At 70.8% G+C, this 26,026-nt stretch carries 23 protein-coding genes and 1 riboswitch; of the genes, 13 read left to right on the forward strand and 10 right to left on the reverse strand.

Going from position 1 to position 26,026, the window contains the following annotated elements; all coding sequences use genetic code 11:
* Positions 1–763 precede the first annotated feature (763 nt).
* From ACJMNC_RS10165 to ACJMNC_RS10180, 4 genes are all read left to right on the forward strand, one after another.
* Positions 764–1,111, forward strand: a complete 348-nt coding sequence (locus ACJMNC_RS10165; protein ID WP_408947832.1) for a hypothetical protein — start codon at positions 764–766, stop codon at positions 1,109–1,111.
* Positions 1,111–2,115 (forward strand): glutathione S-transferase family protein, encoded by a 1,005-nt coding sequence (locus tag ACJMNC_RS10170; RefSeq protein WP_408947833.1) that lies wholly within the window; start codon positions 1,111–1,113, stop codon positions 2,113–2,115. Before ACJMNC_RS10165 ends, ACJMNC_RS10170 begins: the two co-directional genes overlap by 1 nt.
* Before the next feature lie 66 nt (positions 2,116–2,181).
* A complete protein-coding gene (locus tag ACJMNC_RS10175; protein ID WP_408947834.1) occupies positions 2,182–3,489 on the forward strand; it encodes an MFS transporter in 1,308 nt (435 codons plus the stop codon).
* A 40-nt stretch (positions 3,490–3,529) separates the two neighbouring features.
* Entirely contained in the window at positions 3,530–5,899 is a 2,370-nt protein-coding gene (locus ACJMNC_RS10180) for a Tex family protein (RefSeq protein ID WP_408947984.1), read from the forward strand.
* On the opposite strand, the gene ACJMNC_RS10185 is transcribed toward ACJMNC_RS10180, so the two are convergent.
* From ACJMNC_RS10185 to ACJMNC_RS10200, 4 genes are read right to left on the reverse strand one after another with little or no spacing between them, the layout of a single operon-like run.
* Positions 5,900–7,135: a polysaccharide pyruvyl transferase family protein gene (locus tag ACJMNC_RS10185; protein WP_408947835.1), complete on the reverse strand. Its 1,236-nt coding sequence runs from the start codon at positions 7,133–7,135 to the stop codon at positions 5,900–5,902.
* Between the two features lie 19 nt (positions 7,136–7,154).
* Positions 7,155–7,994 (reverse strand): polyphosphate kinase 2, encoded by an 840-nt coding sequence (ppk2, locus tag ACJMNC_RS10190; RefSeq protein ID WP_408947836.1) that lies wholly within the window; start codon positions 7,992–7,994, stop codon positions 7,155–7,157.
* Positions 7,995–8,043: 49 nt separating this feature from the next.
* A complete protein-coding gene (locus ACJMNC_RS10195) occupies positions 8,044–9,036 on the reverse strand; it encodes a malate dehydrogenase (protein WP_408947837.1) in 993 nt (330 codons plus the stop codon).
* 54 nt (positions 9,037–9,090) lie between these two features.
* The gene (locus tag ACJMNC_RS10200; protein WP_408947838.1) at positions 9,091–9,927 is read right to left on the reverse strand and encodes an META domain-containing protein; all 837 of its coding nucleotides are present in this window, start codon (positions 9,925–9,927) and stop codon (positions 9,091–9,093) included.
* A gap of 123 nt (positions 9,928–10,050) precedes the next feature.
* Here ACJMNC_RS10200 and secA2 point away from each other — a divergent pair, with 123 nt between their 5' ends.
* The 9 genes from secA2 to ACJMNC_RS10245 all read left to right on the forward strand — a co-directional run bounded on the left by secA2 (position 10,051) and on the right by ACJMNC_RS10245 (position 20,035).
* A complete protein-coding gene (gene secA2, locus ACJMNC_RS10205) occupies positions 10,051–12,342 on the forward strand; it encodes an accessory Sec system translocase SecA2 (RefSeq protein ID WP_408947839.1) in 2,292 nt (763 codons plus the stop codon).
* Positions 12,339–12,971, forward strand: coding sequence for a CDP-alcohol phosphatidyltransferase family protein (locus ACJMNC_RS10210; RefSeq protein WP_408947840.1), 633 nt, complete (start codon positions 12,339–12,341; stop codon positions 12,969–12,971). Before secA2 ends, ACJMNC_RS10210 begins: the two co-directional genes overlap by 4 nt.
* Before the next feature lie 54 nt (positions 12,972–13,025).
* A complete protein-coding gene (gene gcvH, locus ACJMNC_RS10215; protein ID WP_408947841.1) occupies positions 13,026–13,430 on the forward strand; it encodes a glycine cleavage system protein GcvH in 405 nt (134 codons plus the stop codon).
* Positions 13,431–13,620: 190 nt separating this feature from the next.
* On the forward strand, positions 13,621–14,082 hold the full coding sequence (garA, locus tag ACJMNC_RS10220) for a glycogen accumulation regulator GarA (protein WP_408947842.1): 462 nt from the start codon (positions 13,621–13,623) through the stop codon (positions 14,080–14,082).
* A gap of 41 nt (positions 14,083–14,123) precedes the next feature.
* Positions 14,124–14,801 (forward strand): MerR family transcriptional regulator, encoded by a 678-nt coding sequence (locus tag ACJMNC_RS10225; protein WP_408947843.1) that lies wholly within the window; start codon positions 14,124–14,126, stop codon positions 14,799–14,801.
* 46 nt (positions 14,802–14,847) lie between these two features.
* Positions 14,848–15,363, forward strand: a complete 516-nt coding sequence (locus ACJMNC_RS10230; RefSeq protein ID WP_408947844.1) for a bifunctional nuclease family protein — start codon at positions 14,848–14,850, stop codon at positions 15,361–15,363.
* A 224-nt stretch (positions 15,364–15,587) separates the two neighbouring features.
* Positions 15,588–16,217, forward strand: coding sequence for a MerR family transcriptional regulator (locus ACJMNC_RS10235; protein ID WP_408947845.1), 630 nt, complete (start codon positions 15,588–15,590; stop codon positions 16,215–16,217).
* 27 nt (positions 16,218–16,244) lie between these two features.
* A riboswitch (glycine riboswitch) is annotated at positions 16,245–16,351 on the forward strand.
* 162 nt (positions 16,352–16,513) lie between these two features.
* Positions 16,514–19,372 (forward strand): aminomethyl-transferring glycine dehydrogenase, encoded by a 2,859-nt coding sequence (gcvP, locus tag ACJMNC_RS10240; protein WP_408947846.1) that lies wholly within the window; start codon positions 16,514–16,516, stop codon positions 19,370–19,372.
* Between the two features lie 36 nt (positions 19,373–19,408).
* Positions 19,409–20,035, forward strand: a complete 627-nt coding sequence (locus ACJMNC_RS10245) for a hypothetical protein (protein ID WP_408947847.1) — start codon at positions 19,409–19,411, stop codon at positions 20,033–20,035.
* A 15-nt stretch (positions 20,036–20,050) separates the two neighbouring features.
* On the opposite strand, the gene ACJMNC_RS10250 is transcribed toward ACJMNC_RS10245, so the two are convergent.
* The 6 genes from ACJMNC_RS10250 to sfnG are packed head-to-tail and all read right to left on the reverse strand — an operon-like array spanning position 20,051 to position 25,880.
* On the reverse strand, positions 20,051–20,473 hold the full coding sequence (locus ACJMNC_RS10250; RefSeq protein ID WP_408947848.1) for a hypothetical protein: 423 nt from the start codon (positions 20,471–20,473) through the stop codon (positions 20,051–20,053).
* The gene (locus ACJMNC_RS10255; protein WP_408947849.1) at positions 20,470–20,997 is read right to left on the reverse strand and encodes a flavin reductase family protein; all 528 of its coding nucleotides are present in this window, start codon (positions 20,995–20,997) and stop codon (positions 20,470–20,472) included. The genes ACJMNC_RS10250 and ACJMNC_RS10255 overlap by 4 nt, the downstream gene beginning before the upstream one ends.
* A 32-nt stretch (positions 20,998–21,029) precedes the next feature.
* Positions 21,030–22,208 carry an LLM class flavin-dependent oxidoreductase gene (locus tag ACJMNC_RS10260; RefSeq protein ID WP_408947850.1) on the reverse strand — a complete coding sequence of 393 codons (1,179 nt, stop codon included), beginning with the start codon at positions 22,206–22,208 and terminating at the stop codon, positions 21,030–21,032.
* A gap of 20 nt (positions 22,209–22,228) precedes the next feature.
* Entirely contained in the window at positions 22,229–23,452 is a 1,224-nt protein-coding gene (locus tag ACJMNC_RS10265) for an acyl-CoA dehydrogenase family protein (protein WP_408947851.1), read from the reverse strand.
* Positions 23,452–24,669, reverse strand: coding sequence for an acyl-CoA dehydrogenase family protein (locus ACJMNC_RS10270; RefSeq protein WP_408947852.1), 1,218 nt, complete (start codon positions 24,667–24,669; stop codon positions 23,452–23,454). The genes ACJMNC_RS10265 and ACJMNC_RS10270 overlap by 1 nt, the downstream gene beginning before the upstream one ends.
* A gap of 32 nt (positions 24,670–24,701) precedes the next feature.
* Positions 24,702–25,880, reverse strand: a complete 1,179-nt coding sequence (gene sfnG / locus ACJMNC_RS10275; RefSeq protein WP_408947853.1) for a dimethylsulfone monooxygenase SfnG — start codon at positions 25,878–25,880, stop codon at positions 24,702–24,704.
* Positions 25,881–26,026 lie beyond the last annotated feature (146 nt).

Below are 26,026 nucleotides of genomic sequence, written 5' to 3' on the forward strand. Positions count from 1 at the left end.
GGCCGCCTAGAGGCGTAGCTGGACCCGCTCCAACGCCTAGTCAAGCGGCGCGTACAAGGAGCTCCGGTGCAGGTGCTTCTGCAGGCTGCCGGAGCCGCCGAGGTGGAGCTAGGCGTCGACGTCGCCTGCCCGCGTCGCCTGCCACTCGCCCTCCCACTAGTCCGGCCGGTGCAGCATCACGTCGGCCAGGTCAAACTCCAGCTACTCGTCGGGCTACCAGTCGCCGTTGGCGTGCCACTTGCACTAGTCCAGCGGGTCGACGGCCGACTACCGGCCAAGCACCTGGACCTGCAGCCGGGCGTGGAAGTGGTACGGCGGCCCCGGTCGGCCCTAGCCGGGGTGGACTTTCCGGAGCGGCCGGTCGCGTGGCTCCCGACGCGGCTCGGCAAGCCGCCAGTGGCGGTGAAGCTTCTTCCGGGCCGGCTTGAGGAGCATCCAGTACATGACCAGGCCTAGCTACCGGAGGCTGCCGTGCTGCCCTCGCAACAGCCGGCCTGGCCGGCCCAGCCGGCCTGCGCCTCAGAGCTGCCGCCCTCAGACCAGCCAGTGCGTGAGTTAGGAACCCGGAACAGCCACATGCCTGAGTAGCTACCCTCCGTAGCGCGTCGGCGCCGCCCGTCCGCCACGGCCCGTCCCACTCGTCGAGCTTTACGGTGGTGAGCAACAGCTTCCGTGCCGTGTCAGGCATGGCCGACGGCACCGCGACGTCGTCACCCTCCCGCTCCCCGTCCGCTGCGCCCGTCCGCTGCAGCTGCGGATCGAGGTGGAGCCGCCGAGGCCGTCGGACGTCTTCGTGGACGTGGCCTCGAGGAACATGCGCGGCGAACTGATCCGCAACCTCGCCCAGGTCGATGCGGAGATCCGCCGGGTGATCGCACGGACCGTGGCCCAGGAGATCGAGAAGCCGGAGGCGCGTAAGGCGCGCTTCATCGACGTCTCCGCCGAACTCAGCCGCGCCCTGGAGGGCGACGCCGGCGCGGCCGCCGACGAGCCGGAGGAGAACGCCGAACCCGAGACCGCCGAACCCAGCGAGACCGCCGAACCCGGCGAGCCCGCCGAGCCGGTGGTGGCGGTCCAGGAGCCTCAGCCCACATCCGAAGGAGATGCGTGATGTCCGATCAGCAGGCGCCGCAGGCGGGGGAGCAGGGCAGCTATGTGCTCGTGAACCAGCCGTACGAGCGCGACACCCGGTACATCGAGACCCGGATCACCGCCGACGGCGCGGACGGCTACCCGGTCGAACCCGGCCGCTACCGGCTGGTCGTCTCCTACGCCTGCCCGTGGGCCAACCGGTCGATCATCGTCCGCCGGCTGCTCGGGCTGGAGAAGGTCATCTCCATGGGGGTGTGCGGGCCGACCCACGACAAACGCTCGTGGACCTTCGATCTCGACCCCGGCGGCGTGGACCCGGTGCTCGGCATTCCGCGGCTGGCGGACGCCTACTTCGCGCGGATCCCCGGCTACGAGAAGGGCATCACCGTCCCGGCGATCGTCGACGTGCCCTCCGGCGCCGTGGTCACCAACAACTTCCCGCAGATCACCCTCGACTTCGAGACCGAGTGGGCGCCGTACCACCGGCCCGGGGCACCGGTGCTCTACCCGGAGGAGCTGCGCGAGGAGATCGACGCGGTGAACGCCGTGGTCTACCGGGATGTGAACAACGGCGTCTACCGGTGCGGTTTCGCCGGCTCCCAGGACGCCTACGACGCCGCCTACGATCAGCTCTTCAGCCGCCTCGACTGGCTGTCCGAGCGGCTCGCCGATCAGCGCTACCTGGTGGGCGAGACCATCACCGAGGCCGACATCCGGCTGTTCACCACCCTCACCCGCTTCGACCCGGTGTATCACGGCCACTTCAAGTGCAACCGCCAGAAGCTGTCCGAGATGCCCGTGCTGTGGGCGTACGCCCGCGACCTGTTCCAGACCCCCGGATTCGGCGACTGCACCGACTTCGATCACATCAAACGGCACTACTACCAGGTACATCGGGACATCAACCCGTCCGGGATCGTGCCCAAGGGGCCCGATCTGGCCAACTGGCACACCCCGCACGGGCGCGAGAAGCTCGGCGGCGAGCCGTTCGGCGACGGGGAGCCGCCCGCCCCGCTCGACTGAGCCCGGGAATATCCCGGCCGCCCGCACCGTTGATACTTCTCGGTGCACAGGTGAGGAGGCCGTCGGTTGAGCAGGGTTCGCGGACACACCTTCGCCTCGCTCGCCGTTCCCAATTTCCGTCTCTACGTCACCGGCGCCTTCGTCTCCAACATCGGGACCTGGATCCAGCGCGTCGCCCAGGACTGGCTGGTGCTGCAACTGTCCGGGAACTCGGCGATCGCCGTCGGCATCACCACGGCGCTGCAATTCCTGCCGGCCCTGCTGCTCTCGCCGGTCGGCGGGCTGCTCGCCGACCGCTTCGACAAGCGCAAGCTGCTCATGGTCACGCAGACCTGGATGGCGCTCTCCGCCCTCATCCTCGGTGCGCTGGCCGTCTCCGGTGTCGCCCAGACCTGGCACGTCTACCTGCTCGCCTTCGTCTTCGGCATCGGTGCGGCCATCGACGCGCCCGCCCGGCAGGCGTTCGTCTCCGAGGTGGTCGGCGGCAAGTATCTGACCAACGCGATCGGGCTCAACAGCTCGTCGTTCAACGCGGCCCGGCTGATCGGGCCGGGCATCGCCGGACTGATCATGGCGGCCTTCGGCACCGGCTGGGCCATTCTCACCAACGGGGTCAGCTATCTGGCGTTCATCGTGGCTCTGGCCGCGCTCGACGAGAGCAGACTCCATCGCAGTGTCCCGCTGGCCCGGGCGAAAGGACAGCTGCGCGAAGGCTTCTCGTATGTGGCCCGGCGCAGCGATCTGCTCATCACCCTGGGGGTGGCGTTCGCCGTCGGCACCTTCGGGATGAACTTCCAGATGACCAACGCCCTGATGGTGCGCGGTCAGTTCGGCATGGGGGAGGAGGCCTACGGACTGCTCGGCTCGATCATGGGCATCGGCACCCTGCTCGGCGCGTTGATCGCCGCCCGGCGGGCCACCGCACCCGGCCTGCGCTTCGTGGTGGTGTCCGCGTCCACGGTGGCGGTGCTCATCGGCCTGTCCGGACTGGCGCCGACCTATCTGACCTATGCGATCAGCCTGCCGATCACCGGACTAGCCTCCCTGCTGACGCTCACCGCCTGCAACATGTACATCCAGACCGGTGTGGACCCGCAGGTTCGGGGCCGGGTGATGGCGCTCTACATGACGGTGCTGATGGGCGGCACCCCGATCGGCGCGCCGCTGCTGGGCTGGCTGGCGCAACTCTTCGGCCCGCGCGCGGCCCTGGTCGGCGGCGGGCTGCTGCAACTGGCCACCATCGTCGTGATCGTCGCCGCCGTGCGGCTCATGCTCCGCCGGCGCGAGGCCGCGGGGACGGCCGGAGCGGCTGCGGCGGAGGCGCCGCCCCGCGTGCCGGAGGCGCGGGGTGAGGTACCGGTGCCCGGTCACTGACCGGTAGCCTGCTCGGGTGCCCACCAGTGACCCCGCACTCGTGTCCCCGTCCACCGCACCGGCCGCCGCCTCCGGGCCTCCGGCCCCGGTCACCGCGCGGATCGCCGCCGATCTCCAGGTGGCCGAACACCGGGTCCGGGCTGCGGTCTCCCTGCTCGACGAGGGCTCGACGGTGCCCTTCATCGCCCGCTACCGCAAGGAGGCCACCGGCGGACTCGACGATGCGGAACTCCGGCGGCTGGAGGAGCGGCTGAGTTACCTGCGCGAACTCGACGAACGCCGGGACGCGGTGATCGCTGCGATCGACGAACAGGGCAAGCTCACCCCGCAGCTGCAATCCGCCCTGTGGGCCGCCGACACCAAGGCCCGCGTCGAGGACATCTACCTGCCGTACAAGCGCAAACGGCGGACCAAGGCGCAGATCGCCCGCGAGAACGGCCTCGAACCCCTCGCCCAGGCGCTGCTCGACGATCCGGCCCGCAACCCGGAGGAGACCGCCGCGGGCTATCTCGGCGACGAGGTCCCCGACGCGGCCGCGGCACTCGACGGCGCCCGGCACATTCTCATCGAACGCGCCGGAGAAGACGCCGAGCTGGTCGGCGCGGTCCGCGAACGCTTCTGGCGGGAGGCCACCGTACGCACCGAACCGAAGTCCGATCAGGTGGCGGCGAGCCCGGCCGCACAGAAGTTCCGCGACTACTTCGACTTCGCCGAAGCCGCCGCGACGATGCCCTCGCACCGGGTCCTGGCCGTCCTGCGCGGCGAGAAGGAGAACGTGCTGACGGTGGCCTTCGACGGCGGTGAGGACGAACCGTACGAGGCGCTCACGGCCGCGACCCTCGGGGTGGACCGGGCCGCGGCCGGGGCGGCCACGCCCTGGCTGACCACCACTGTGCGCTGGGCCTGGCGCACCAAGCTGATGATCTCGGCCACCGTCGACGCCCGGCTGCGGCTGCGCCGCACCGCCGAGGAACAGGCCGTCGAGGTCTTCGCGACCAACCTGAAGGATCTGCTGCTGGCGGCGCCGGCCGGCACCCGGCCCACCCTGGGCCTGGATCCGGGTTTCCGGACCGGCGTCAAGGTGGCCGTGGTCGACGGCACCGGCAAGGTGGTCGACACCGCCACGATCTACCCGCACCAGCCGGCCAACAAGTGGGATCAGGCCAAGGCGATTCTGGGTGCGCTCGTCGCCCGGCATGAGGTGGATCTGATCGCGATCGGCAACGGCACCGCCTCACGGGAGACCGATGCTCTGGCCGGCGAGCTGGTCGCCGAGATCCGCACGGCCGGTCAGCGGGCACCGGCCAAGGCGGTCGTCTCCGAGGCCGGCGCCTCGGTGTATTCGGCCTCCGAATACGCCTCCCACGAGCTGCCCGAGCTCGACGTCTCGCTGCGCGGGGCCGTCTCCATCGCCCGCCGGCTGCAGGACCCGCTGGCCGAACTGGTGAAGATCGACCCCAAGTCGATCGGCGTGGGCCAGTATCAGCACGATGTGACGCCGGCGGTCCTGGCCCGCAGCCTCGACGCGGTGGTCGAGGACGCGGTGAACGCGGTGGGCGTGGAGGTCAACACCGCCTCGGTGCCGCTGCTGGCCCGGGTCTCGGGCATCACCGACTCGCTGGCGAAGGCCATCGTCGAGCACCGCGACTCGGCCGGCGCCTTCACCGACCGGAAGGGTCTCCTGGAGGTCCCGCGCCTGGGCCCCAAGGCATTCGAGCAGTGCGCGGGCTTCCTGCGGATCCGGGGCGGCGGCAATCCGCTCGACGCCTCGGGGGTCCATCCCGAGGCCTATCCGGTGGTGCGGCGCATCCTCGACGCCACGGGGCGCGAGCTCACCGAGCTGATCGGCGACGAGCGGGCGCTGGCCGCCCTGAATCCCGCGGATTTCGCCGACGAGCGCTTCGGTGTGCCCACCGTCACCGACATCCTCGACGAACTGCGCAAACCCGGTCGCGATCCGCGGCCGGCGTTCGAGACCGCAACCTTCGCGCAGGGCGTCGAGAAGGTCTCCGATCTCACCCCCGGGATGGTGCTCGAGGGCGTGGTGACCAATGTCGCCGCCTTCGGCGCCTTCGTGGACGTGGGCGTGCACCAGGACGGACTGGTGCACGTCTCGGCGATGTCCGAGAAGTTCGTCTCCGATCCGCACGAGGTGGTCCGCTCCGGCCAGGTGGTGCGGGTCAAGGTGATGGAGGTCGACGTCGACCGCCAGCGCATCGGGCTGTCGTTGCGGCTCAACGACGATCCGGCGAATCCGCGCGGCGGCCGCTCCGGTGGACGCCCCGGCGGCCGCAAGTCCGAGGGCGGCAAGCGCGGGCAGAACAAGCACAGCCAGAACCCCCGCGGCGGGGAGCGGCCGGCGAACGGCTCGATGGCGCAGGCGCTGCGCGATGCCGGCTTCGGCCGGTGATCAGCGCAGCCGGACGCCCCGGGGGTAGAGGCGGTCGGCGAGGGCGCGTTTGCGGCGCCGGGCCGAGGTCACCGCGTCGGCGGTGAAGCCCCCGTCGGCCGGCGGCCGATCCGGGACGAGGTCGCCGCCGGCGACGATCGGCCAGTCCGAGCCGAGGGCTCGCAGGCTCGCGTGTTTGGTTCCGTAGTAGTCCGGCTTCGGCACCACGGCCACCCCGGGCTCCCCGGCGGCGGCGGCCACCAGATGCGGGTGGAAGCGGGTGGAGAGCCAGGTGTGGCCGCCGCGCAGCGGCAGGCCGTTCTCCCAGACGTCCAGGAACGACAGCCGCTGCGCCCCGGACAGCCGCTCGCCCATCAGCCCGGGCACCACCATGTCCAGGCCCGGAATCGCCTCGATCACGATCACCCGGTCACCGGGTACCCGCCAGTGGTCGAGGACCTCGGTCAGATAGCCGGCCAGTGCGCCGGCGCCGCGGAGCCCGCCGTGCTCGAAGTCGTCGGTCAGGTCGCTCTGCGCGCACAGCACCACCCGACCGGACGGCGCGACGGCCGGGCGCTCCGGATCGATCGCGGGGGAGAGCCACGCATCGTCGCCGCTGAACGAGGCACCCGGCTGGTCGGCGATCAGGTCGTGTGAGGGCTGATCCCGGACGTCGACGATGTCGAACCCGCGCAGATCGTCGGAAAGACGTTGCGCGGCACCACCGGTGACCGCCGGCAGCAGTCCCTGACCGGTGGCCGCGGCGCGTGCGCCGGTGGTGCGCGCCACGGCCGCGAGGGCGGCGACCAGACTCACGTGCTGCGGCCACACCGCGTTCACGTAGCCGCCGCCGAGCAGGTGCAGGGTCCTGGCGCGCAAGAGCATGTCGACGCCGTGGCCTTCGCGCGGGGCGGGACCGAATCGGCTGGCCGCCTGCGCCACCCACTCCCAGGGCGCCTGCGGGTCGATCCCGTCGCGATCGGCGCCGTGCGCATAGCCGGTCAACTCCCAGAGGGTGTTGACGAAGACCGCGCGCCGGTTGGCGCGGCGCAGCATCAGCGCGGCGGCGCCGGGCCGCGGACAGTCGACCACCACGGTGGCCAGGGGGCGATGGCGGGCCAGATGGCGCAGCCAGGCCTGCGCGATCAGCTCATCGCCGTAGTTGGGGAAACCGGCCGGGCAGACGAGGTAGATCAGATCGGCGCTCTCGGCCGCGCGCCGGGCACGGCGGCGCAGGCCCGTCAGGGTCGGGGTCATCCGGGGATCGGCTCCGGTCTCAGTCGTCGCTGTCGCCGACGAGGGTGGCGACGTGGTCGGGGACGAACTTGCTCAGCGAGCGGGGCGGGCGGTGGTAGTTGCCCGACGATTCGAGCTTCTTGGGCAGCTTGACCCGCGGCCGCTCCACCGGCAGGTAGTCGATCGAGCCGAGCAGGTGCGCGATCATGTTGAGCCGCGCATGCTTCTTGTTGTCCGACTCGACCACGTACCAGGGGCTGGCCGAGGTGTCGGTGTGCACCATCATCTCGTCCTTGGCCCGCGAGTACTCCTCCCACCGGTAGATCGACTCCAGATCCATCGGGCTGAGCTTCCACTGCCGCACCGGATCGTCGCGGCGGGCGCGGAAGCGCCGGAGCTGCTCCTCCTCGGACACGGAGAACCAGTACTTGCGCAACAGGATTCCGTCGTCGATGAGCATCTGCTCGAAGATCGGGGTCTGCCGCAGGAAGCGGGTGTGCTGCTCCGGCGTGCAGAAGCCCATCACCTTCTCCACTCCGGCGCGGTTGTACCAGGAGCGGTCGAACAGCACGATCTCGCCGGGCGCCGGCAGATGCGCCACATAGCGCTGGTAGTACCACTCGCCCTTCTCCCGGTCGGTGGGCGCCGGCAGCGCCGCGACCCGGCACACGCGGGGGCTGAGGTACTGGGTGATCCGCTTGATGGCGCCGCCCTTGCCGGCGGCGTCGCGGCCCTCGAAGATCACCACCACGCGGGCGCCGGATTCGCGCACCCATTCCTGCAGTTCCACCAGTTCGGTCTGCAACCGGAACAGTTCGGACTCGTAGGCCTTCTTCGACAGCTGGGGACCTGACTCGGTCTTGCCCTTGGACTTGCTCATGGACTGATCGTAGTCCGGCCGCCCGGGCGATCCGAGCCGGTCCGGGTGTTCAGGTCAGCGCGGCCACCGCATCACGTTCGGCCTCGAGCTCGGCGACGGACGCATCGATGCGTGCGCGTGAGAAGTCGTTCACCTCAAGGCCTTCCACGATCTCCCAGCGGCCGTCGCGCGAACGCACCGGGAAGGAGCTGACCAGACCCTCGGGAACGCCGTAGGCGCCGCTCGAGACCACCGCGGCCGAAGTCCACACCTCGCCGGGCGTGCCGAGCACCCAGTCGTGAACGTGTTCGATGGTCGCATTGGCGGCCGATGCCGCCGACGATGCGCCGCGGGCGGCGATGATCGCCGAGCCGCGCTGGGCGACGGTGGGAATGAAGTCGTCGGTCAGCCAGCCGCGGTCCTGCGCGAACTCGCTGCCCGGCCGCGCTCCGGCGTGTGCGTGGAAGATGTCGGGATACTGGGTGGCCGAGTGGTTGCCCCAGATACTGATGCCGCCGACCTGCGAGACCGGAACACCGGCGTGCCGCGCGAGCTGGGCGACGGCCCGGTTGTGGTCGAGCCGGGTCAGGGCGGTGAACCGCTCGGCCGGGATGTCGGGTGCGCAGGAGGCGGCGATCGCGGCATTGGTGTTGGCCGGGTTGCCCACCACGGTCACCCGCAGATCCGCGGCGGCCACCTCGTTGAGGGTGGCGCCCTGGGACTGGAAGATGGCGGCGTTGGCGGTCAGCAGGTCGCCGCGCTCCATGCCCTTGGTGCGCGGCTTGGCGCCGATCAGCAGCGCATGGTTCACCCCGTCGAAGGCGGCCCGCGGATCGTCGAAGACGTCCACGGAGGCGAGCAGGTCGAAGGCGCAGTCGTCGAGTTCCATCGCGGTGCCCTCGGCGGCGGCGACCGCGCCCGGCAACTCGAGCAGCCGCAGTGCCACCGGCTGATCGTCGCCGAGCATGGCGCCCGAGGCCACCCGGAACAGGGCGGCATAGCCGATGCTGCCGGCCGCTCCGGTCACGGTGACGACGGCGGGGGTGCGGGTGGTGGGCGACATGCGGGTCCTTTCGGGGCGGAGGCGGGGCGTGCTGCCGGACCGCAGCGGTCCGGTTCAGCGGGCGGTCAGGCGCAGACCGATGGCGGGATCGGCGGCGTTGGTCAGCGCCAGTCGATCGCCGTCGATCTCATACTTCACCGCTCCGGCCAGGACCGCCAGTACAGCCTGCTCGACGTCGGCGATTCCTTCCTCCAGACAGGCCTTCTCGGTGGTGGTCAGCGGCCCGATCGTGATGGTCTGGCCGCTCACCGTCGCCGGTCCGGAGACCGTGTTGCATCCGGTGTTGCCGGTGAGCCGGCCGTCGTCGCCGAAGCGCAGCCGGACGTCGGCCTGTTCGATGTCCACCGAGGACTCCACTCCCTGCTTGCGGACCAGGGACTGCAGGGCCCACTCGGTGCCCACCAGTGCGGTGGGCCGCTGCTGGGCCAGAGAGACGGTCTGATCGCCGCGGCGCAGCAGCAACCCGTCCGGGTCGGCGGGGGTCTCGCCGGCCGCGCTGACGGTCTGACTCCAGGTCACCGGTCCGGAGAAGAAGTCGCTGAGCCAGGCGTCGGCGTTGCCGCGCTCGCCGGCGCAGGCCATCCGGGTCCCGGCCAGCGGTCCGGTGGTGAGGGTGCCGCCGTCGAAGGTCACCGTGCCCGCGTGCCGGTTGCAGCCCGCCGTCGCGCGGATCCGGCCCTCCTCGGGAAAGGACACCTCGAGGGGGCCGCCGCCGGGGATGGCGGTGCCCTCGACGACATCGGAGACGAAGGTCTTGCCGACCAGCGAGGCCGGATCGACGGAGACGGTGGCGGCGTGGTCGTCGCCGTCGGCGCTGCACGCGCTGAGCGCGGCGGCGACGGGAATCAGTGCGGCACTCACGGCGGCCATCAAAGCGGTGCGTCTGCTCACCCTCGCCACGGTAGCCGGAGGAGGTGCGAGCCGTCGGGCTTCTGGCCGCGTACGGTAGAGCACGATTCGTCGCCCGCGCGCGTGGGCGGCCCCATGGCGATGCTTGAGGAGTGGGATAGCCCGGTGGGAAAGTTCTCGAACGCGATGTGGCGCATGCTCGGTGCGCAGACCTCCCGGAATCAGTCGAAATCGGTGGAGCTGATCGAGGCCTCGGCCGATCACGACGAGTGGGCCGCCGGCCTGTCCGATGCCGAGTTCGCGGAGGCTGCGGGCGATCTGGATCTCCTCGACGAGGGCGACCGCGCCAAGTTCCTGGCGCTGGCCCGCGAGGGCGGCACCCGGGCGCTGGAGATGACCCCGTTCGACGTGCAGCTGCAGGGCGCCCTGCGGATGCTCGAGGGCGACGTCGTGGAGATGGCCACCGGTGAGGGCAAGACCCTGGCCGGTGCGATCGCGGCGATCGGCTATGCGCTCTCCGGGCACAGTGTGCACGTCATCTCGGTGAACGATTATCTGGCCGTGCGCGATGCGAAGTGGATGGCGCCGCTCTACGAGCTGTTCGGGGTGAGCGTCGGCTCGATCGCCGAGGACTCCACCCGGACCGGGCGCCAGGAGGCCTACGGCGGCCAGGTCACCTACGGCTCGGTCAACGAGATCGGTTTCGACGTGCTGCGCGATCAGCTGGCCGTCAGCGCCGACGAACTGGTGGCGCCGGTGCCCGACGTGGCGATCGTGGACGAAGCCGACTCCGTGCTCGTCGACGAGGCGCTGGTTCCGCTGATCCTGGCCGGCTCCACACCCGCATCGATCGGCAACAAGGCCATCTACGACGTGGTCTCCCGGCTGAAGAAGAAGCACTACGAGGTGGACTCCGACGGCCGCAACGTGGCGCTCACCGACGAGGGCGCCGGCCTGGTCGAGGCCACCCTGGGCGGGATCAACCTGTACGACGACGAGCACGTGGGCAGCACGCTGGTGCACGTCAACGTCGCGCTCTACGCCTACTATCTGCTCGAACGCGATGTGCACTACATCGTGCGCGACGGCGGGGTCCATCTGATCAACGCCTCGCGCGGCCGGGTCGCCCGGCTTCAGCGCTGGCCGGACGGCGTGCAGGCGGCCGTCGAGTACAAGGAGGGCCTGGCGCTGACCGAGGCCGGCGAGGTGATCGACACGATCACCGTGCAGGCGCTCATCGGGCGCTACCCGCGGGTGGCCGGGATGACCGGTACCGCGATCGCCGCCGGCGAGCAGTTCCGGCAGTTCTACGGGCTGGCCGTCTCGCAGATCCCGCCGAACACCCCCAACATCCGCGACGACGAGCCCGACCGCGTCTACGACACCAAGGCCAACAAGGTCGAGGCCGTCGTCGACTACGTGGCCACCGTCCACGAGACCGGTCAGCCGATCCTGATCGGCACCCACGACGTGGCCCAGTCCGAGGAGCTCGCATACTTCCTCGACAAGGCCGGCGTGTCGGCGGTGGTGCTCAACGCCAAGAACGACGCCGAGGAGGCGGCGATCATCGCCGAGGCCGGGCGCAAGGGTGCGGTGACGGTGTCCACGCAGATGGCCGGCCGCGGCACCGACATCCGGCTCGGCGGCTCGAGCGGCGACGACGAGGCCCGCGAAGAGGTCCTCGAACTGGGCGGGCTGTGCGTGGTGGGCACCGGCCGCTACGACACCGAGCGTCTGGACAACCAGCTGCGCGGCCGGGCCGGCCGCCAGGGCGATCCGGGCCGGTCGGTGTTCTTCTCCTCGCTCGAGGATCCGCTGGTGGTCAAGAACATGAGCCTCAAGCGCGATCCGCAGTCCACCGAGGCCGACGGCTCGATGGGGGCGAAGGGCATCGAGACCGTCGAGCAGGCTCAGCGCATCGCCGAGGCCGCGATGCTCACCCAGCACTCGAACACCTGGAACTTCAACAAGCGGGTCAACGAGCAGCGTGAGGCCATCGTGCGCCGCCGCATGGACATCCTCAAGACCGAGGTCGCCGCCGACGAGCTGCGCGACCTCGAAGCCGAGCGTTGGACCGAGCTCGCCGAGACCGTCGACGACGAGGTGATCGCCGAGGCCGTGCGCCAGATCATGCTCTTCCACCTCGACCGCGGCTGGGCCGACCATCTGGCCTATGTGGCCGACGTCCAGGCCAGCATCCACCTGCGCGCGCTGGGCGACCAGAGCCCGCTCGAGGAGTTCAACAAGCTGATCTTCGCCGAGTTCACCAAGATCGTCGACGAGGCCCGGGAGGCGGCCCGGGAGACCTTCAGGACCGCCACCATCACCCAGGACGGTCTGGACATGGACGACGCCGACATGCACCGGTCGACGATGACCTGGACGTACCTGGTTCACGAGAACCAGTTCTCGTCCGGCTCGCAGGCGCTGCAGGGCATCGTGGGTATCTTCCGGTGACTCGGGCCGGGGACGGCGATTCGCGGGCGCGCGAGCGCTCGGATGCGGTGTGGACCGTCCCGAACGCGCTGAGCGTGATGCGCCTGGCACTGATCCCGGTCTTCATCTGGTTGCTGCTCGACGTCGACTCGCCGGGCTGGGCGTTCGTGGTGCTCTTCGTCTCCGGGCTGTCGGACTGGCTCGACGGGAAACTGGCTCGCTGGCTGGGCCAGTCGTCCCGGCTCGGTGCGCTGCTCGATCCGGCCGCCGACCGGCTGTACGTGATCATCATCCCGATCTGCTTCGGCATCCAGGGCTATGTGCCGTGGTGGCTGATCGGCCTGATCATCGCCCGGGACGTGCTGCTGCTGGCCACCGCGCCGCTGCTGGCCTCGCGCGGAGTGACCGCCCTGCCCACCCTGTACATCGGGAAGGCGGCGACGTTCGCGCTGATGAGCGCCTTCCCGTGGCTGCTGGCCGGGCAGATCGACGGCTGGGTGGGCACGGTCTTCTTCCCGGTCGGCTGGGCCTTCCTGATCTGGGGCGTCGGCATGTATCTCTGGTCGCTGGTCCTGTACTGGATCCAGACGATCGAGGTGCTGCGCCGGATGCCCCGGGTTGCGGGCGCGGCGAGCGCCCCCGGCCGATAGAATCTTCAGGTGCCGACCGGTGCTCTGCGCCGGTGACGAATGAAAGGTGAAACGTTGAGCGAGACCCAGATTCCCGACGACCTGCGCTACACCGAAGATCACGAGTGGGTGGCCAAGGTCGGACCGTCGACGGTCCGGGTCGGTGTCACCGACTACGCTCAGGATGCCCTCAAAGAGGTCGTCTACGTCCAGCTTCCCGAGGTGGGGGCCGAGGTCGTCGTCGGTGACTCGTTCGCCGAGGTGGAGTCGCACAAGTCGGTGTCGGACATCTACGGTCCGCTGGCCGGTACCGTGTCGGCGGTCAACGATGCGGTCGACGCGTCGCCGGAACTGGTCAACTCGGAGCCCTACGGACAGGGCTGGCTCGCCGAGATCACGGTGGCCGACGGGGTGGACCTGGACGAGGTGCTGGCCGGGCTGCTCGATGCGGCCGGCTATGCCGCAGTCATCGGGGACTGAACGGCCGATACGGGTGCGCCGGATATGATTTCGGCGTGGACGGAATCGTCGGTGACTGCTGACGCAGAGCCGACCCAACCGGTAGGTTCTCCAGGTAGGAGTTCCTGCTGTCGCGAACGCGCTCAACGGCGAGGAGTGTTCGCGGGAAAACTGATTGAGCGATATCCCGGCCGTGGCCGGTGAAGGAGTTGTGGTGAGCGGTAACGACGACGGTTTTGAAGCCCCCGTGGAGACGACTTCGGTCTTCCGCGAAGATTTCATCAAGGAGATCGACGCGCCCGCGACGACGCCGGAGCCCGCTGACACCGGAGTCGAGCGGCTCTCGCCGGGTACGGCACTGCTGGTGGTCAAGCGCGGTCCCAACGCGGGCTCGCGCTTCCTGCTGGATCAGCCGACCACCTCGGCCGGCCGGCACCCGGACAGCGACATCTTCCTCGACGACGTGACGGTCAGCCGCCGGCACGCCGAGTTCCGACTCTCCGGCACCGACTTCGAGGTGGTGGACGTGGGCAGCCTCAACGGCACCTATGTGAACCGCGAGCCGGTGGACACCGCGACCCTGAGCAACGGCGACGAGGTGCAGATCGGCAAGTTCCGCCTGGTGTTCCTGTCCGGCCCGCGTGCCGGGGAGACGGGCGCTTCTGCATCGTGACCGGGTCAGCTGCTCGCTCTGATGCCGGCGGCGACCGGTCGATGTCGATCGGCGCCGTGCTGGCCATCCTCCGGGAGGACTTCCCGGACGTCACCATCTCCAAGATCCGGTTCTTGGAGTCCGAGGGTCTGGTCACGCCCGAGCGTGCCCCGTCGGGCTACCGCAGGTTCAGCGACGCCGACTGCGAACGTCTGCGCTTCGTGCTGACCGCGCAGCGGGACCGCTATCTGCCGTTGAAGGTGATCCGTGAGCAGCTCGACGCGATCGACGGCGAGGGCGACGGCGGCGGCACCGCGCTGCTCTCGTCGGCGCGCAGCGCGGTGGCGCCGGCCACCGACTTCTCGTCCCGCGGCGGACGCGTCTCCCGCGAGTCGCTGATCGAGCGGACCGGGGTCGACTCGGCGTTCATCTCCGAACTGACCCGCAACGGTCTGCTGTCGGCGGGGCCGGGCGGCTTCTTCGACGAGGACGCGGTGCGGCTGGTCGAGGCGGCCGCGGCTCTGGCGAACTTCGGCCTGGAGACCCGCCACCTGCGGGCCTTCAAGGTCAGCGCCGACCGCGAGGCCGGCCTCGTGGCGCAGATCGCCAGCCCGATCGCCAAAGGCCGGGGGACCGGCTCGCGTGATCGTGCCGAGGAGCTGATCCGCGAGATGGCGGCGTTGTCGGTGACGCTGCATACTCAATTGGTGAAGGCCGCCGTCCGCGGCGTCCTGGACTGACGCGCCGGGCGTCAGGTGTGAATCGGCAACGGCAGAGGTGACTTCGATGGGTGAGATGCGCGTCGTCGGGATCCGGGTGGAGTCCCCGCAGAATCAGCCGGTACTGCTGCTCCGGGAGGCCGACGGGACCCGCTTCCTGCCGATCTGGATCGGGCAGAGCGAGGCGGCGTCGATCGCCCTGCAGCAGCGCGGCATCGAGCCGCCGCGACCGCTGACCCACGATCTGATCGTCAATCTCTGCGAGGCCTTCGACCAGAAGCTCACGCAGATCCGCATCGTCGACGTGTCCGAGGGCACGTTCTACGCCGACCTGGTCTTCGACTCCGGGATCGTGGTGTCGGCGCGGCCGTCGGATGCGGTGGCCATCGCGCTGCGCACCGGCGCGACCATCGTCGCCGCCGACGAGGTGCTCGACGGTGCCGGCCTGGAGATCCCGGACGAGGACGCCGCCGCCGAGGGCGGGGAGGAGCCGGGCACCAGCGAGGAGGAGCTCGAGGCCTTCCGGGAGTTCCTCGATCAGGTCTCTCCGGAGGACTTCCTGGGGCCGGACGCGCCGGGCTGATCGGCCGGCGCCGGTCACGGAACGGTCTCTCCCGAGTCACCGTTCACCTACACCTGAAGTTTAGGTTGAGGTTTACCGCGCGTCGCGTTGTCTCAGGCCCGCGATGACCCTAACTTCATACGCAAGCGCCGACGCGGTTGGTCGGCGGACACACCGGAACGACCCGGAGGAGTACCCTCGAACGAGGGACCCGCTCAGGTCCGAACTTGCGTAAGGGAGTTGCCGTGGCAGACCAGCCGTCCGATCTGCGGTCCGACGAACAGAAGACAGCGGACCAGGTCGCGCCCGCCGTTCCGGTGCAGGGCGGACTCGACGACATCGCGCCCGGTCTGTTCCCCAACGACACCGTGCCCGACGAGCTGGTCGGCTACCGGGTTCCCAGCGCCTGCCAGATCGCCGGCATCACCTACCGGCAGCTCGACTACTGGGCGCGCACCTCACTGGTGGTGCCCTCGATCCGCGGCGCCGCCGGATCGGGCAGCCAGCGGCTGTACTCGTTCAAGGACATCCTGGTCCTCAAGATCGTCAAGCGGCTGCTCGACACCGGCATCTCCCTGCAGAACATCCGGGTGGCCGTGGACCATCTGCGCCAGCGCGGGGTCGAGGACCTCGCCCGGATCACCCTCTTCTCGGACGGCACCACCGTCTACGAGTGCACCTCCGCCGAAGAAGTGGTCGACCTGCTCCAGGGCGGGCAGGGCGTCTTCGGCATCGCGGTCTCCGGCGCCATGCGCGAGCTCACCGGCACCATCGCCGACTTCCCCGGGGAGCGCGCCGACGGCGGCGTCTCGGAGACGGCGCCCGAGGACGAGCTCGCGGCCCGCCGCAAGAGCCGCACCCGCCGCACCGGATAGCGCCCGGCCTGTAAACTGGGCACACGCCGCTGCGCCGCGGGAGAGCGTTCGGTGGACGGATCGTCGTCCAGCGGGCCGCCGAAGGAGCAACACCTCTCCGTCAAACTCTCAGGCACCAGGACCGTGGCAGTTGCCGGCGTCTCTGGAAAGCGACGGCGCCAGCCGTCCGCCCACGGTGAAAGGCCGCGGCCGCCCCGGCGTCTGCGACTGAATCTCTCAGGCATCGCCACGGCGATATGACAGAGGGAGAGGACCCGCGTCCGTACCCCGGACCCGACCACCGAAGGTCCTCGTCGATGCCGACTCCCGCCGCACCCGAATTCGCCGCCCGACATCTCGGCCCGGATCAGGCCGAACTCGCCCGTATCCTCTCCGTCCTGGGTCTCGACTCGCTCGACCAGCTGGCCGAGAAGGTGGTCCCGGCGGCCATCGCCGAGGCCGGCGACTCCCTCGGCGCGCTGCCCGCACCCCTGAGCGAGACGCAGGTCGCCTCCCGGCTGCGTGAGCTGGCCGGCAAGAACGTCGTCGCCCGCAGCATGATCGGACTGGGCTACTACGGCACGCACACCCCGGCCGTGCTGCGCCGCAACATCCTTGAGAACCCGGCCTGGTACACGGCGTACACCCCCTACCAGCCGGAGATCAGTCAGGGCCGGCTCGAGGCCTTGCTCAACTTCCAGACCATGGTCGGCGACCTGACCGGTATGGAGGTCTCCGGCGCCTCCATGCTCGACGAGGCCACCGCCGCCGCCGAGGCGATGACGCTGCTGCGCCGGGCCGGCCGCAGCAAGTCCCAGCGCCTCGTAGTGGACGAGGACCTGTTCCCGCAGACCCGGGCGCTGATCGACACCCGCGCGAAGCCGCTGGGCATCGAGGTGGTCCAGGCGCGGCTCGACCCGCAGGCGCCCGGCGCCGGTCTGCCCGACGGCGACTTCTTCGGCGTCATCGTGCAGGTGCCCGGTGCCAGCGGCCGCATCACCGACCTGGCCCCGATCATCGAGGCCGCACACGAGCGCTCGGCGCTGATCGCCGCCGGCATCGATCTGCTCGCCGCCACCCTGATCACCCCGCCCGGCGAGCTCGGCGCCGACGCCTGCTTCGGCACCACGCAGCGCTTCGGCGTGCCGATGGGCTTCGGCGGCCCGCACGCCGGCTATCTGGCCGTGCACACCAAGCACGCCCGGCAGCTGCCGGGCCGCCTGGTCGGCGTCTCCAAGGACGCCGACGGCAATCTCGCCTACCGGCTGTCGCTGCAGACCCGCGAGCAGCACATCCGCCGGGAGAAGGCCACCAGCAACATCTGTACCGCACAGGTGCTGCTGGCGGTGATGGCGGTCATGTACGCCTCCTATCACGGTCCGGCCGGTCTGCGGGAGATCGCCCGGCGGGTGCACGGACTGGCCGCCGAACTCGCCGACCGGCTCACCGGGGCGGGGCTGACCGTGCGGCACGCGCAGTTCTTCGACACCGTCCAGGTGCTCGTTCCCGGGCGCGCCGGCGAACTCGTCGCCGCCGCCAAGACCAGCTACGGCATCAACCTGTGGCAGGCCGACGAGGACACGGTGAGCATCGCCCTCGACGAGACCACCACCGACGCCGACCTGGCCGACGTGCTGTCCGTCTTCGGCGCGGCCGGCGCCGCACCGGCGGGCTTCAGCGCCGACATCGAGAACCGGACCAGCGAATACCTCGGCCATCCGTGCTTCCACGCCTACCGCACCGAGACCGCCATGATGCGGTACCTGCGGATGCTCGCCGACAAGGACATCGCCCTCGACCGCAGCATGATCCCGCTCGGCTCGTGCACCATGAAGCTCAACGCGGCCACCGAGATGGAGCCGATCACCTGGCCGGAGTTCGCCGGCCTGCACCCCTTCGCACCCAACGCCGACAGCACCGGCATCCGAGAGCTCATCACCACCCTCGAGGACTGGCTGGTGACCATCACCGGCTACGACCGGGTGAGCCTGCAGCCCAACGCCGGCTCGCAGGGCGAATACGCCGGCCTGCTGGCCATCCGCGGCTACCACCGCTCCCGCGGCGACGAGCAGCGCGACGTCTGCCTGATCCCGGCCAGCGCCCACGGCACCAATGCCGCCTCGGCGGTGATGGCCGGCATGCGCGTGGTGGTGGTCGGCACCCGGGCCAACGGCGACGTCGACGTGGACGACCTGCGGGCCAAGATCGACGAGCACCGCGAGCGGCTCGCCGCCATCATGATCACCTATCCGTCCACGCACGGGGTCTTCGAGCACGAGGTGACCGACGTCTGCGCCGCGGTGCACGAGGCCGGCGGTCAGGTCTACGTCGACGGGGCCAATCTCAACGCCCTGGTCGGACTGGCCCGGCCCGGTCACTTCGGCGGCGACGTCTCGCACCTGAACCTGCACAAGACCTTCTGCATCCCCCACGGCGGCGGAGGCCCGGGCGTGGGTCCGGTGGCGGTGCGCGAGCACCTGGCACCGTTCCTGCCGAGCCATCCGCTCGCCCCGGAACTCCCGGACACCGGCATCACGATCTCCGCCGCGCCCTACGGCTCGGCGTCGATCCTGCCGATCACCTACGCGTACATCGCGATGATGGGCGGGACGGGTCTGCGGACCGCGACGCTGACCGCCATCGCCTCGGCGAACTACCTCGCCCGCCGGCTCGACGAGTACTTCCCGGTGCTCTACACCGACCCGCAGGGCTGGGTGGCCCATGAGTGCATCCTCGATCTGCGGGCACTGATCAAGGAGACCGGGGTGAGCGTGGACGATGTGGCCAAGCGGCTGGCCGACTACGGTTTCCACGCGCCGACGATGAGCTTCCCGGTGGCCGACACCCTGATGGTCGAGCCCACCGAGAGCGAGAACCTGGCCGAACTCGATGCCTTCGCCGACGCCATGATCGCGATCCGCGGCGAGATCGCCAAGGTGGCCGACGGCACCTGGACCGTCGACGACAATCCGCTCGCCGGTGCCCCGCACACCGCCGAATGCCTGGTCGGGGAGTGGAATCACGGCTATGACCGGCTCACCGCCGTGTACCCCCAGGGGTTGCCCTCGGCCGGCGCACGGCCCAAGGTGTTCCCGCCGGTGCGCCGGGTGGACAACGCCTACGGCGACCGCAACCTGGTCTGCAGCTGCCCGCCGGTGGACGCCTTCGCCGAGTGAGCACACGATGTGCCCAGCCGGCGTAGTGTCACCCGAATGGAGGACGCTACGCGTACGTTCGGACGGCTGGCGGCGGCGGTGCTGGCCGGTGGGATGCTGCTGGCGGCCACCGCCTGCAGCAGCGACGACGGCGGGGTCGGCGGCGGGGGCGGTACCGCGGTGACCGAGACGGTGACCGCCGCGCCGCCGTCGGACTCCGGGAACCCGGCACCGGCCACCGGAGAGCCCACCGCGACGACCGGCGATGCGGCCGGCGAGCCGACCGCGGTGAACCCCGACGACTACCGCTCCGGCGGGAGCAACGGTGGCGACGTCGCCTTCGTCTCGCCGAGCGGCAACATCTGGTGCCGCCTCGGCGCCGAGCAGTACACGGCCGGCTGCCAGGCGGAGAATGCCCCCATCCCGGCCGGCGCCGACTGCGCGGGCAGCGAGATGTATCCGCAGGACACCCTCAGCCGGGGATTCATCCTCGGACCCGACTCGGTGACCCCGTCGTGCTTCAACCAGGGGATCTTCACGTCACCGGAGAAGCGGGTGCTCGACTACGGGTCGAGCGTCAGCGCCAACGGGTACACCTGCGTCTCCCGGGTCGAGGGCGTCACCTGCACCACCGGTGCGGGCCGCGGCTTCGTGCTGTCGATGCAGGAGGCGCGGGCGTTCTGACCGTCGCCGGCCGGCTCAGCCGAAGAGGGCCAGCGCCGGGGCGAGTCCGCGGGCGCCGAGCTGGGCGGTGATGTGCGAGAGCACCGAGGCCTCGAGCGGGGCGCCGTCGGGGGTGGTCAGGGTGACCCCGTGCGCCACCTCGGCGGCCCACACATCGCGCAGCAGGCCGGCCAGCGTGGCCGGGGTGCCGGCGTGCACGATCCGGTCCGGGACGCCCGGGTAGCGGCGGTCGAAGGCGTCGAGCGCCCCGGGCACCGACTCGTCGAGAATCACCTCCACGTCGACGAACACCGGGCGGTCGGCCCGGGCGGTGCGGGCCGAGGCCTCCCCGAGCGTCGCCGCCGTGATGCGCTCGATCGGTGCGCCGGCGGCGTCGGCGGTCAACTCGCGCCAGCCAAAGGCGTCGGCGACGGCGATCCGCAGGTTCGGGGCGCTCACCGGAGCGTCCCGCCGGACAGGCGCGCCACGGTGCTGCGGTGGAAGACCAGCGGGCTGCGATGGTCGTGACCGTAGTGGTCGTGGACCTGCAGCAGCACGATGGTGTGGTCGCCGGCCGGCAGCCAGGCCGCCGGCTGCGTGGAGAAGCCGGCGGCCGCACCGTCGAGGTGCACCGCACCGTCCTCGTCGACGCTCCACGCCACCTGATCGAAGCGGCGCCGGGCGGGCCGCCGCAGCTGTTCGGTGACCTCCTGCTGGCCGTCGGCCAGCACACTGACACCCCAGTGCGGCGCCTCCCGCAGCAGCGGCAGGGTGGTCGAGCTCAGGGCGATGTTCACCGACACCAGGGCCGGTTCGATCGAGACCGAGGTGAACGACGAGGCGATCAGCCCGATTGGACCGTCGGGGCCGAGGGCGGCGATCGCGACGAGCGGACTAGGCGCCTGACCGTAGGCCCGGCGCAGTCCGGCCTGGTCGAGGCGGGGCGCCGGGGCGGCCCGGTCGGCGAGGGCGGGGGTGGACATGGGGTGTGCCTCCAATGCGGATCGGGGCGCGGTCAGCGGGCGCCGGCCGGAACGAACGGGGTGCCGCCGAAAGCGGCCGAGGGTGCAGGAGCGTCGTCGCCGAACAGGCCGCGCCGGGCCAGTTGCGGAACGACGCCCTCGCCGAACCAGTAGAGCTCTTCGAGGTGCGGGTAGCCGGACAGCACGAACTCGTCGATGCCCAGCGCGGCATAGGTCTCGATCAGGTCGGCGACCTCCGAGTGGCTGCCGACCAGCGCGGTGCCGGCGCCGCCGCGCACCAGGCCCACCCCGGCCCACAGGTTGGGATGGATCTCCAGGGCGCGGGGATCACGCCAGCCGCCGTCGGCCCGGCGGTCGGCGTGCAGTGCGGCCATCGCAGCCTGCCCGGTGGATTCGCTGCGGGCCAGTCCGGTCTGCACCTGCTCCACCACCGCCGGATCCAGCGCCGAAAGCAGTCGTCCGGCCTCGGCCCAGGCCTGCTCGGAGGTGTCCCGGCTGATCACGTGCAGCCGGATGCCGAACCGGACCCGCCGGCCGCGCTGCGCGGCCAGGGACCGGATCCAGTCCAGCTTGTCGGCGACGGCGGCCGGCGGTTCTCCCCAGGTCAGGTAGACGTCCGCATGGGTGGCGGCCACCGGTCCGGCCTCCGGCGACGAGCCGCCGAAGTAGATCGGCGGCGCGGGCCGGGGCACGGTCTGCAGGCTCGCCTCGGCCACCGACAGGTGCTCGCCGCGGAAGGTGACGGTCTCACCGGTCCAGAGCCGGCGGACGACGGTCAGAAACTCGTCGGTGCGCGCGTAGCGCTGCGCCTTGTCCAGATCGTCGCCGTAGGCCCGCTGCTCGGCGGGTTCGCCGCCGGTCACCACGTTGAGCAGCAGCCGGCCCGGCGCGTGTTTGTCGAAGGTCGCCGCCATCTGGGCGGCGAGGGTGGGGCTGATCAGCCCGGGCCGGAAGGCCACCAGAAAGGCCAGACGTTCGGTGTGCTGGGCCACCATGGCGGTGGTCAGCCAGGCGTCCTCGCACCAGGCGCCCGTCGGAGTCAGGGCGGCGGTGAAGCCGAAGTCCTCGGCGGCCCGGGTGATGGACGAGAGATAGCCGATGGAGGCGTCCCGATCCCCGCGCGCCGCGCCGGCGGGCAGCCCGTGGCCGCCGCCGACGATGAAGCGGGAGTCGCCGTAGGTCGGCAGGAACCAGTGCAGTTTCACAGACATGTCGGGTCAGATCTTCCGTTCTACAGAGAGGTGTGGCTGGGCGGTGTGCTGCCGGTCAGCGCCCACCGGCCCAGGTGATGGAGCTTCCAGCGCTCGGGATCGTGCAGCGTGTGCGTGCGCGCATCGCGCCAGTACCGGGACAGGTTGGCCGGCGCCGCCGCGGCGCGGGTGCCGCCGAAGTCGAACAGTGCGGCTCCCGTCTCACGGGCCGCGCGGCCGGCGGCGACCTTGGCGGCCGCGGTGGCCAGCGAGGCCTCGGCGACGGCGGCCGGGGCGGCGGACCCGCCGGCGTCGGCGGCATCGATCGCGGCCCCGGCGGCGGCGAGCAGCGCCTGGGCCGAGCGCACCGCCACCTCGAGCTCGCCGGCCTGGGCGATCAGGTACGGATCGTCGACGGCCCGTTCGACCCCGGCCTCGAACCAGGGCCGGGCACGGCTCGCGGCCTCGGCGGCGGCGGTGAGCGCGCCGCGCGCCAGCCCGGTGTCGATCGCGGCGTGGTAGAGCTGCGCCCGGGCCCCGTAGGTGCTCGGACGCGAGAGCAGCGCGGTGAAGTCGAGCAGCTGGTCCGGGCTCACGGGCACATCGTCGAAGACGACGGTGCCGCTGCTGGTGGTCCGCTGACCCATTCCGTCCCAGTCGTCGTCGATGCTCACTCCGGGGGTGTCGGCGGGCAGGTACACGATCACCTTGCGCTGTGTGCCGCCGTCGCTCTCGGTCACCGCGCGCACCGCGAGCAGATCGGCGAACGCCGAACCGGTGCAGTAGTACTTGACCCCGTGCAGCACCAGGCCGCCGGCGGCCCGGCGCACCGTGGTCGCATCGTCGGTCACGGTGGCCCCGCCGCGTTCGGTCTGCGCATTGGCCAGCACCGCGCCGCGCAGGACCGCACCGAAGATGCGCTCCTGCAGGTCCTCGGCGCCCTGCCGGCGCAGTGCCTCGAGGAAGGTGAAGTGACTCTGCGGGATCTGCGCGATGCTCGGATCGGCCGCCGCCAGCGCGGCGACGATGCGGGCCAGATCCGCAGCCCCGAGCCCGGGTCCGCCGAAGCGTTCCGGGACGGTCACCGCCAGCACCCCGGCGTCGGCGAGCGCCCGGATCTGTTCGCGGGGCAGCAGGCGCTGCGCATCGCGCTCTGCCGCGCCGGCGGCGAACTGCCCGGCCAGGTCGTGCACGGTGCGGAGCACCTCGTCGGCCCCGGTGCGGAGCACCTCGTCGGCCCCGGCTGCGCGGTGCAGGACCGCCATCAGCTGTAGAGGGTGAACTCGGGGGCCCGGCGGTTGAGGGTCCAGTCACCGATCTCGCGGGCCTTGTAGGCCACCGGGTCGTGCACGGTGTGGGTGCGCAGATTCCGCCAGTGCCGGTCGAAGCCGTAGCCGGTGGTGGTGGCCCGGGCGCCCTGGATCTCGAACAGCCGGGAGGCGGTCTCGAGGGAGACCTTGGTGGTCAGATACTTGGCCTCGGCGATCGCGATGGCTGCTTCGGCGCGCTGCTCGGCGGTGAGTGCCGGACCGATGTCGAGGGCCTCCTGCAGTGCCTCGCCGGCGCGGTCGGCGAGCAGGGCGGCCGCGGTGACCTGGGCCCGCAGTTCGCCGACCAGTTCCAGGATGTACGGGTCGTCGGTGGCCGAATCGAGTCCGGAGGTCTCCCAGGCACTGGCCCGGGTGCGGGTCCAGTCGAGGGCCTCGTCCAGGGCGCCTTCAGCGGTGCCGATGTAGAAGTTGACGAAGGCCAGCTGCCAGTGCGGGGTGACCAGGGTCTGGTAGGGGGAGAGGGTCCGGCCGGTGAGCGGATCGTCGCCGAGGATCTCCGCACGGGAGACCGGGGTGTTCTCGAAGACCACGCCGCCGGAGTCGGTGAGCCGCTGACCGATGTTGTCCCAGTCGCCGAGGGCGGTGAAGCCCTCCTTGCCGGCGGGCAACGAGAGGAAGACCAGCTCGCCCTCGAACGCCGCGGTCACCGACAGCCGGTCGGCCACCGACGCCCCGGAGGCGAAGGTGCGGGTGCCGTTGAGCCGGTAGCCGTCGCCGGCCCGGGTCAGTTCCAGTCCGGCGGCACCGCGCGGATTCTGCACGCCGCCCCAGAACAGCCGGTCGGCGGCGTTGGCGCGGGATAACTCGCGCGCCTGCTCGGGGGTGCCGAACAGGTGCGGGATGCGCTGCTGGGCGTAGTGGTAGCCGAGCAGATGGGCCACCGAGGTGTCACCGCGGGCGATCACCCGGGTGAGCTGCTGGGACTGCGCGTAGTCGAGGCCGGATCCGCCGAACTCCACGGGTTCGCCCACCTGCAGCAGGTCGGCGTCGCGGAGCAGGCCGATCTCGGCGATCGGTGCGGCGTTGGCGCGGTCGCGCTCGGCGGCGGTGGTGCGCAGCCGGCCGGCGACGGCCTCGGCGCGGCTCAGGGCGTCGGCGAAGAGACCGCCGCCGGTGGCGGGCGCCGGGGTGCGGGGCAGGGTCGAGGTCATGGGAGGGGTTCCTTCGGGGGTCGGTGGGGTGGTCAGGAGAGGACGCCGTGGCGGGCGAGTTCGGATTCGAGGCGGCCGCTGGCGGCCTGGTCTGCTTCGAGCTCGCGGACCAGCGGCAGGATCTTCTCGCCGAAGTGGGCGACGTCCTCGAGGTAGTGCAGGAAGCCGAGCAGGAAGAGGTTCACCCCGCGGGCCTTGTAGGCGACGATCCGTTCGGCGATCTGCTCGGGGGTGCCGATCAGTCCGGTGCGGAAGCCGTCGTTGTACTGGACCAGGTCGGCGAACTCGGAGTCCTGCCACATGCCCTTGCCGTCGCCGGCGGCGCGGCCGGCCTGCGTGACCGCGGAGCCGAAGCCTTCGACGGCCTCCCGGTCGGCCTTGGCGACGATCTCGCGCAGCACGTCGCGGGCCTGCGACTCGGTGTCACGGGCGATGAGGAAGCCGTTGAGCCCGAACTTGACGGTCCGCCGGTGCAGTGCCGCCTCGGCGGCGACGTCCACCACCTGCTCGGTGATGCCGTCGAAGTCCTTGCCGTTGCTGAAGTACCAGTCGCTGACCCGGCCGGCCATGGCGCGCGCCGCGGTGGAGTTGCCGCCCTGGAAGATTTCCGGATGCGGCCGGCCGGGCGTCTGCACGGGCTTGGGTTTGAGATCGAAGTCGTGCAGCCGGTAGAAGTCGCCGGAGAACTCGGCGTGCTCGCCCGTCCAGATCTCGCGCAGGTAGCCGATGAACTCCTCGGCACGGCGGTAGCGTTCGTCGTGCTCGAGCCAGGGTTCGCCGAGTTTGGTGAACTCGTCCTTGAACCAGCCGCTGACCACGTTCACCGCGGCCCGTCCACCGGAGAGCTGGTCGGCGGTGGCGATGAGCTTGGCCAGCACGCCCGGCTGCCACAGGCCCGGATGGACCGCGGCGATCACCTTCAGCCGCTGGGTCGCCAGCAGCAGTGCCAGCGAGAACGCCGTCGACTCCTGCTGGTAGGCGGCGCCGTAGGAGGCGATGTAGCGCACCTGGGTGAGGGCGTAGTCGAAGCCGTTGTTCTCGGCGAGCACCGCGAGCTCACGGTTGTAGTCGTAGCTCCAGTCGGTGCGCTGCTCGATCGAGGAGACGACCAGTCCACCGCTGACGTTGGGCACCCAGTAGGCGAACTGAAGCGGTTCGTGTGCGGCCTCGAGCCGTTGCTGCACCGAGTGCGCGTGTCCGTTGGCAGGCATGACGAAGAGACCTCCGGTGGGTACTGAGGGTGGGAAGGTGTGGGGGACAACCGAATCCGTGTGGACCGTGTGCCCTCAAGTCTGCGCGAGGACCCCGGTGGCGGCAATCGTTCCGATCACCGTGGGCGCAAGCCGGTCTCCGCGGC

This window comes from Gordonia sp. VNK21, from assembly GCF_046098115.1.
Lineage (GTDB): Bacteria > Actinomycetota > Actinomycetes > Mycobacteriales > Mycobacteriaceae > Gordonia.

Excerpts from the sequence above, each read along its gene's own strand:
- ACJMNC_RS10230 (WP_408947844.1), top strand. The coding sequence starts at position 14,848 with ATGGGTGAGATGCGCGTCGTCGGGATCCGGGTGGAGTCCCCGCAGAAT.
- ACJMNC_RS10225 (WP_408947843.1), top strand. The coding sequence starts at position 14,124 with ATGTCGATCGGCGCCGTGCTGGCCATCCTCCGGGAGGACTTCCCGGAC.
- ACJMNC_RS10185 (WP_408947835.1), bottom strand. The coding sequence starts at position 7,135 with ATGACCCCGACCCTGACGGGCCTGCGCCGCCGTGCCCGGCGCGCGGCC.
- gcvP (WP_408947846.1), top strand. The coding sequence starts at position 16,514 with ATGCCGACTCCCGCCGCACCCGAATTCGCCGCCCGACATCTCGGCCCG.
- ppk2 (WP_408947836.1), bottom strand. The coding sequence starts at position 7,994 with ATGAGCAAGTCCAAGGGCAAGACCGAGTCAGGTCCCCAGCTGTCGAAG.
- ACJMNC_RS10195 (WP_408947837.1), bottom strand. The coding sequence starts at position 9,036 with ATGTCGCCCACCACCCGCACCCCCGCCGTCGTCACCGTGACCGGAGCG.
- ACJMNC_RS10265 (WP_408947851.1), bottom strand. The coding sequence starts at position 23,452 with ATGGCGGTCCTGCACCGCGCAGCCGGGGCCGACGAGGTGCTCCGCACC.
- ACJMNC_RS10260 (WP_408947850.1), bottom strand. The coding sequence starts at position 22,208 with ATGTCTGTGAAACTGCACTGGTTCCTGCCGACCTACGGCGACTCCCGC.
- ACJMNC_RS10170 (WP_408947833.1), top strand. The coding sequence starts at position 1,111 with ATGTCCGATCAGCAGGCGCCGCAGGCGGGGGAGCAGGGCAGCTATGTG.
- sfnG (WP_408947853.1), bottom strand. The coding sequence starts at position 25,880 with ATGCCTGCCAACGGACACGCGCACTCGGTGCAGCAACGGCTCGAGGCC.
- ACJMNC_RS10255 (WP_408947849.1), bottom strand. The coding sequence starts at position 20,997 with ATGTCCACCCCCGCCCTCGCCGACCGGGCCGCCCCGGCGCCCCGCCTC.
- ACJMNC_RS10245 (WP_408947847.1), top strand. The coding sequence starts at position 19,409 with ATGGAGGACGCTACGCGTACGTTCGGACGGCTGGCGGCGGCGGTGCTG.
- ACJMNC_RS10270 (WP_408947852.1), bottom strand. The coding sequence starts at position 24,669 with ATGACCTCGACCCTGCCCCGCACCCCGGCGCCCGCCACCGGCGGCGGT.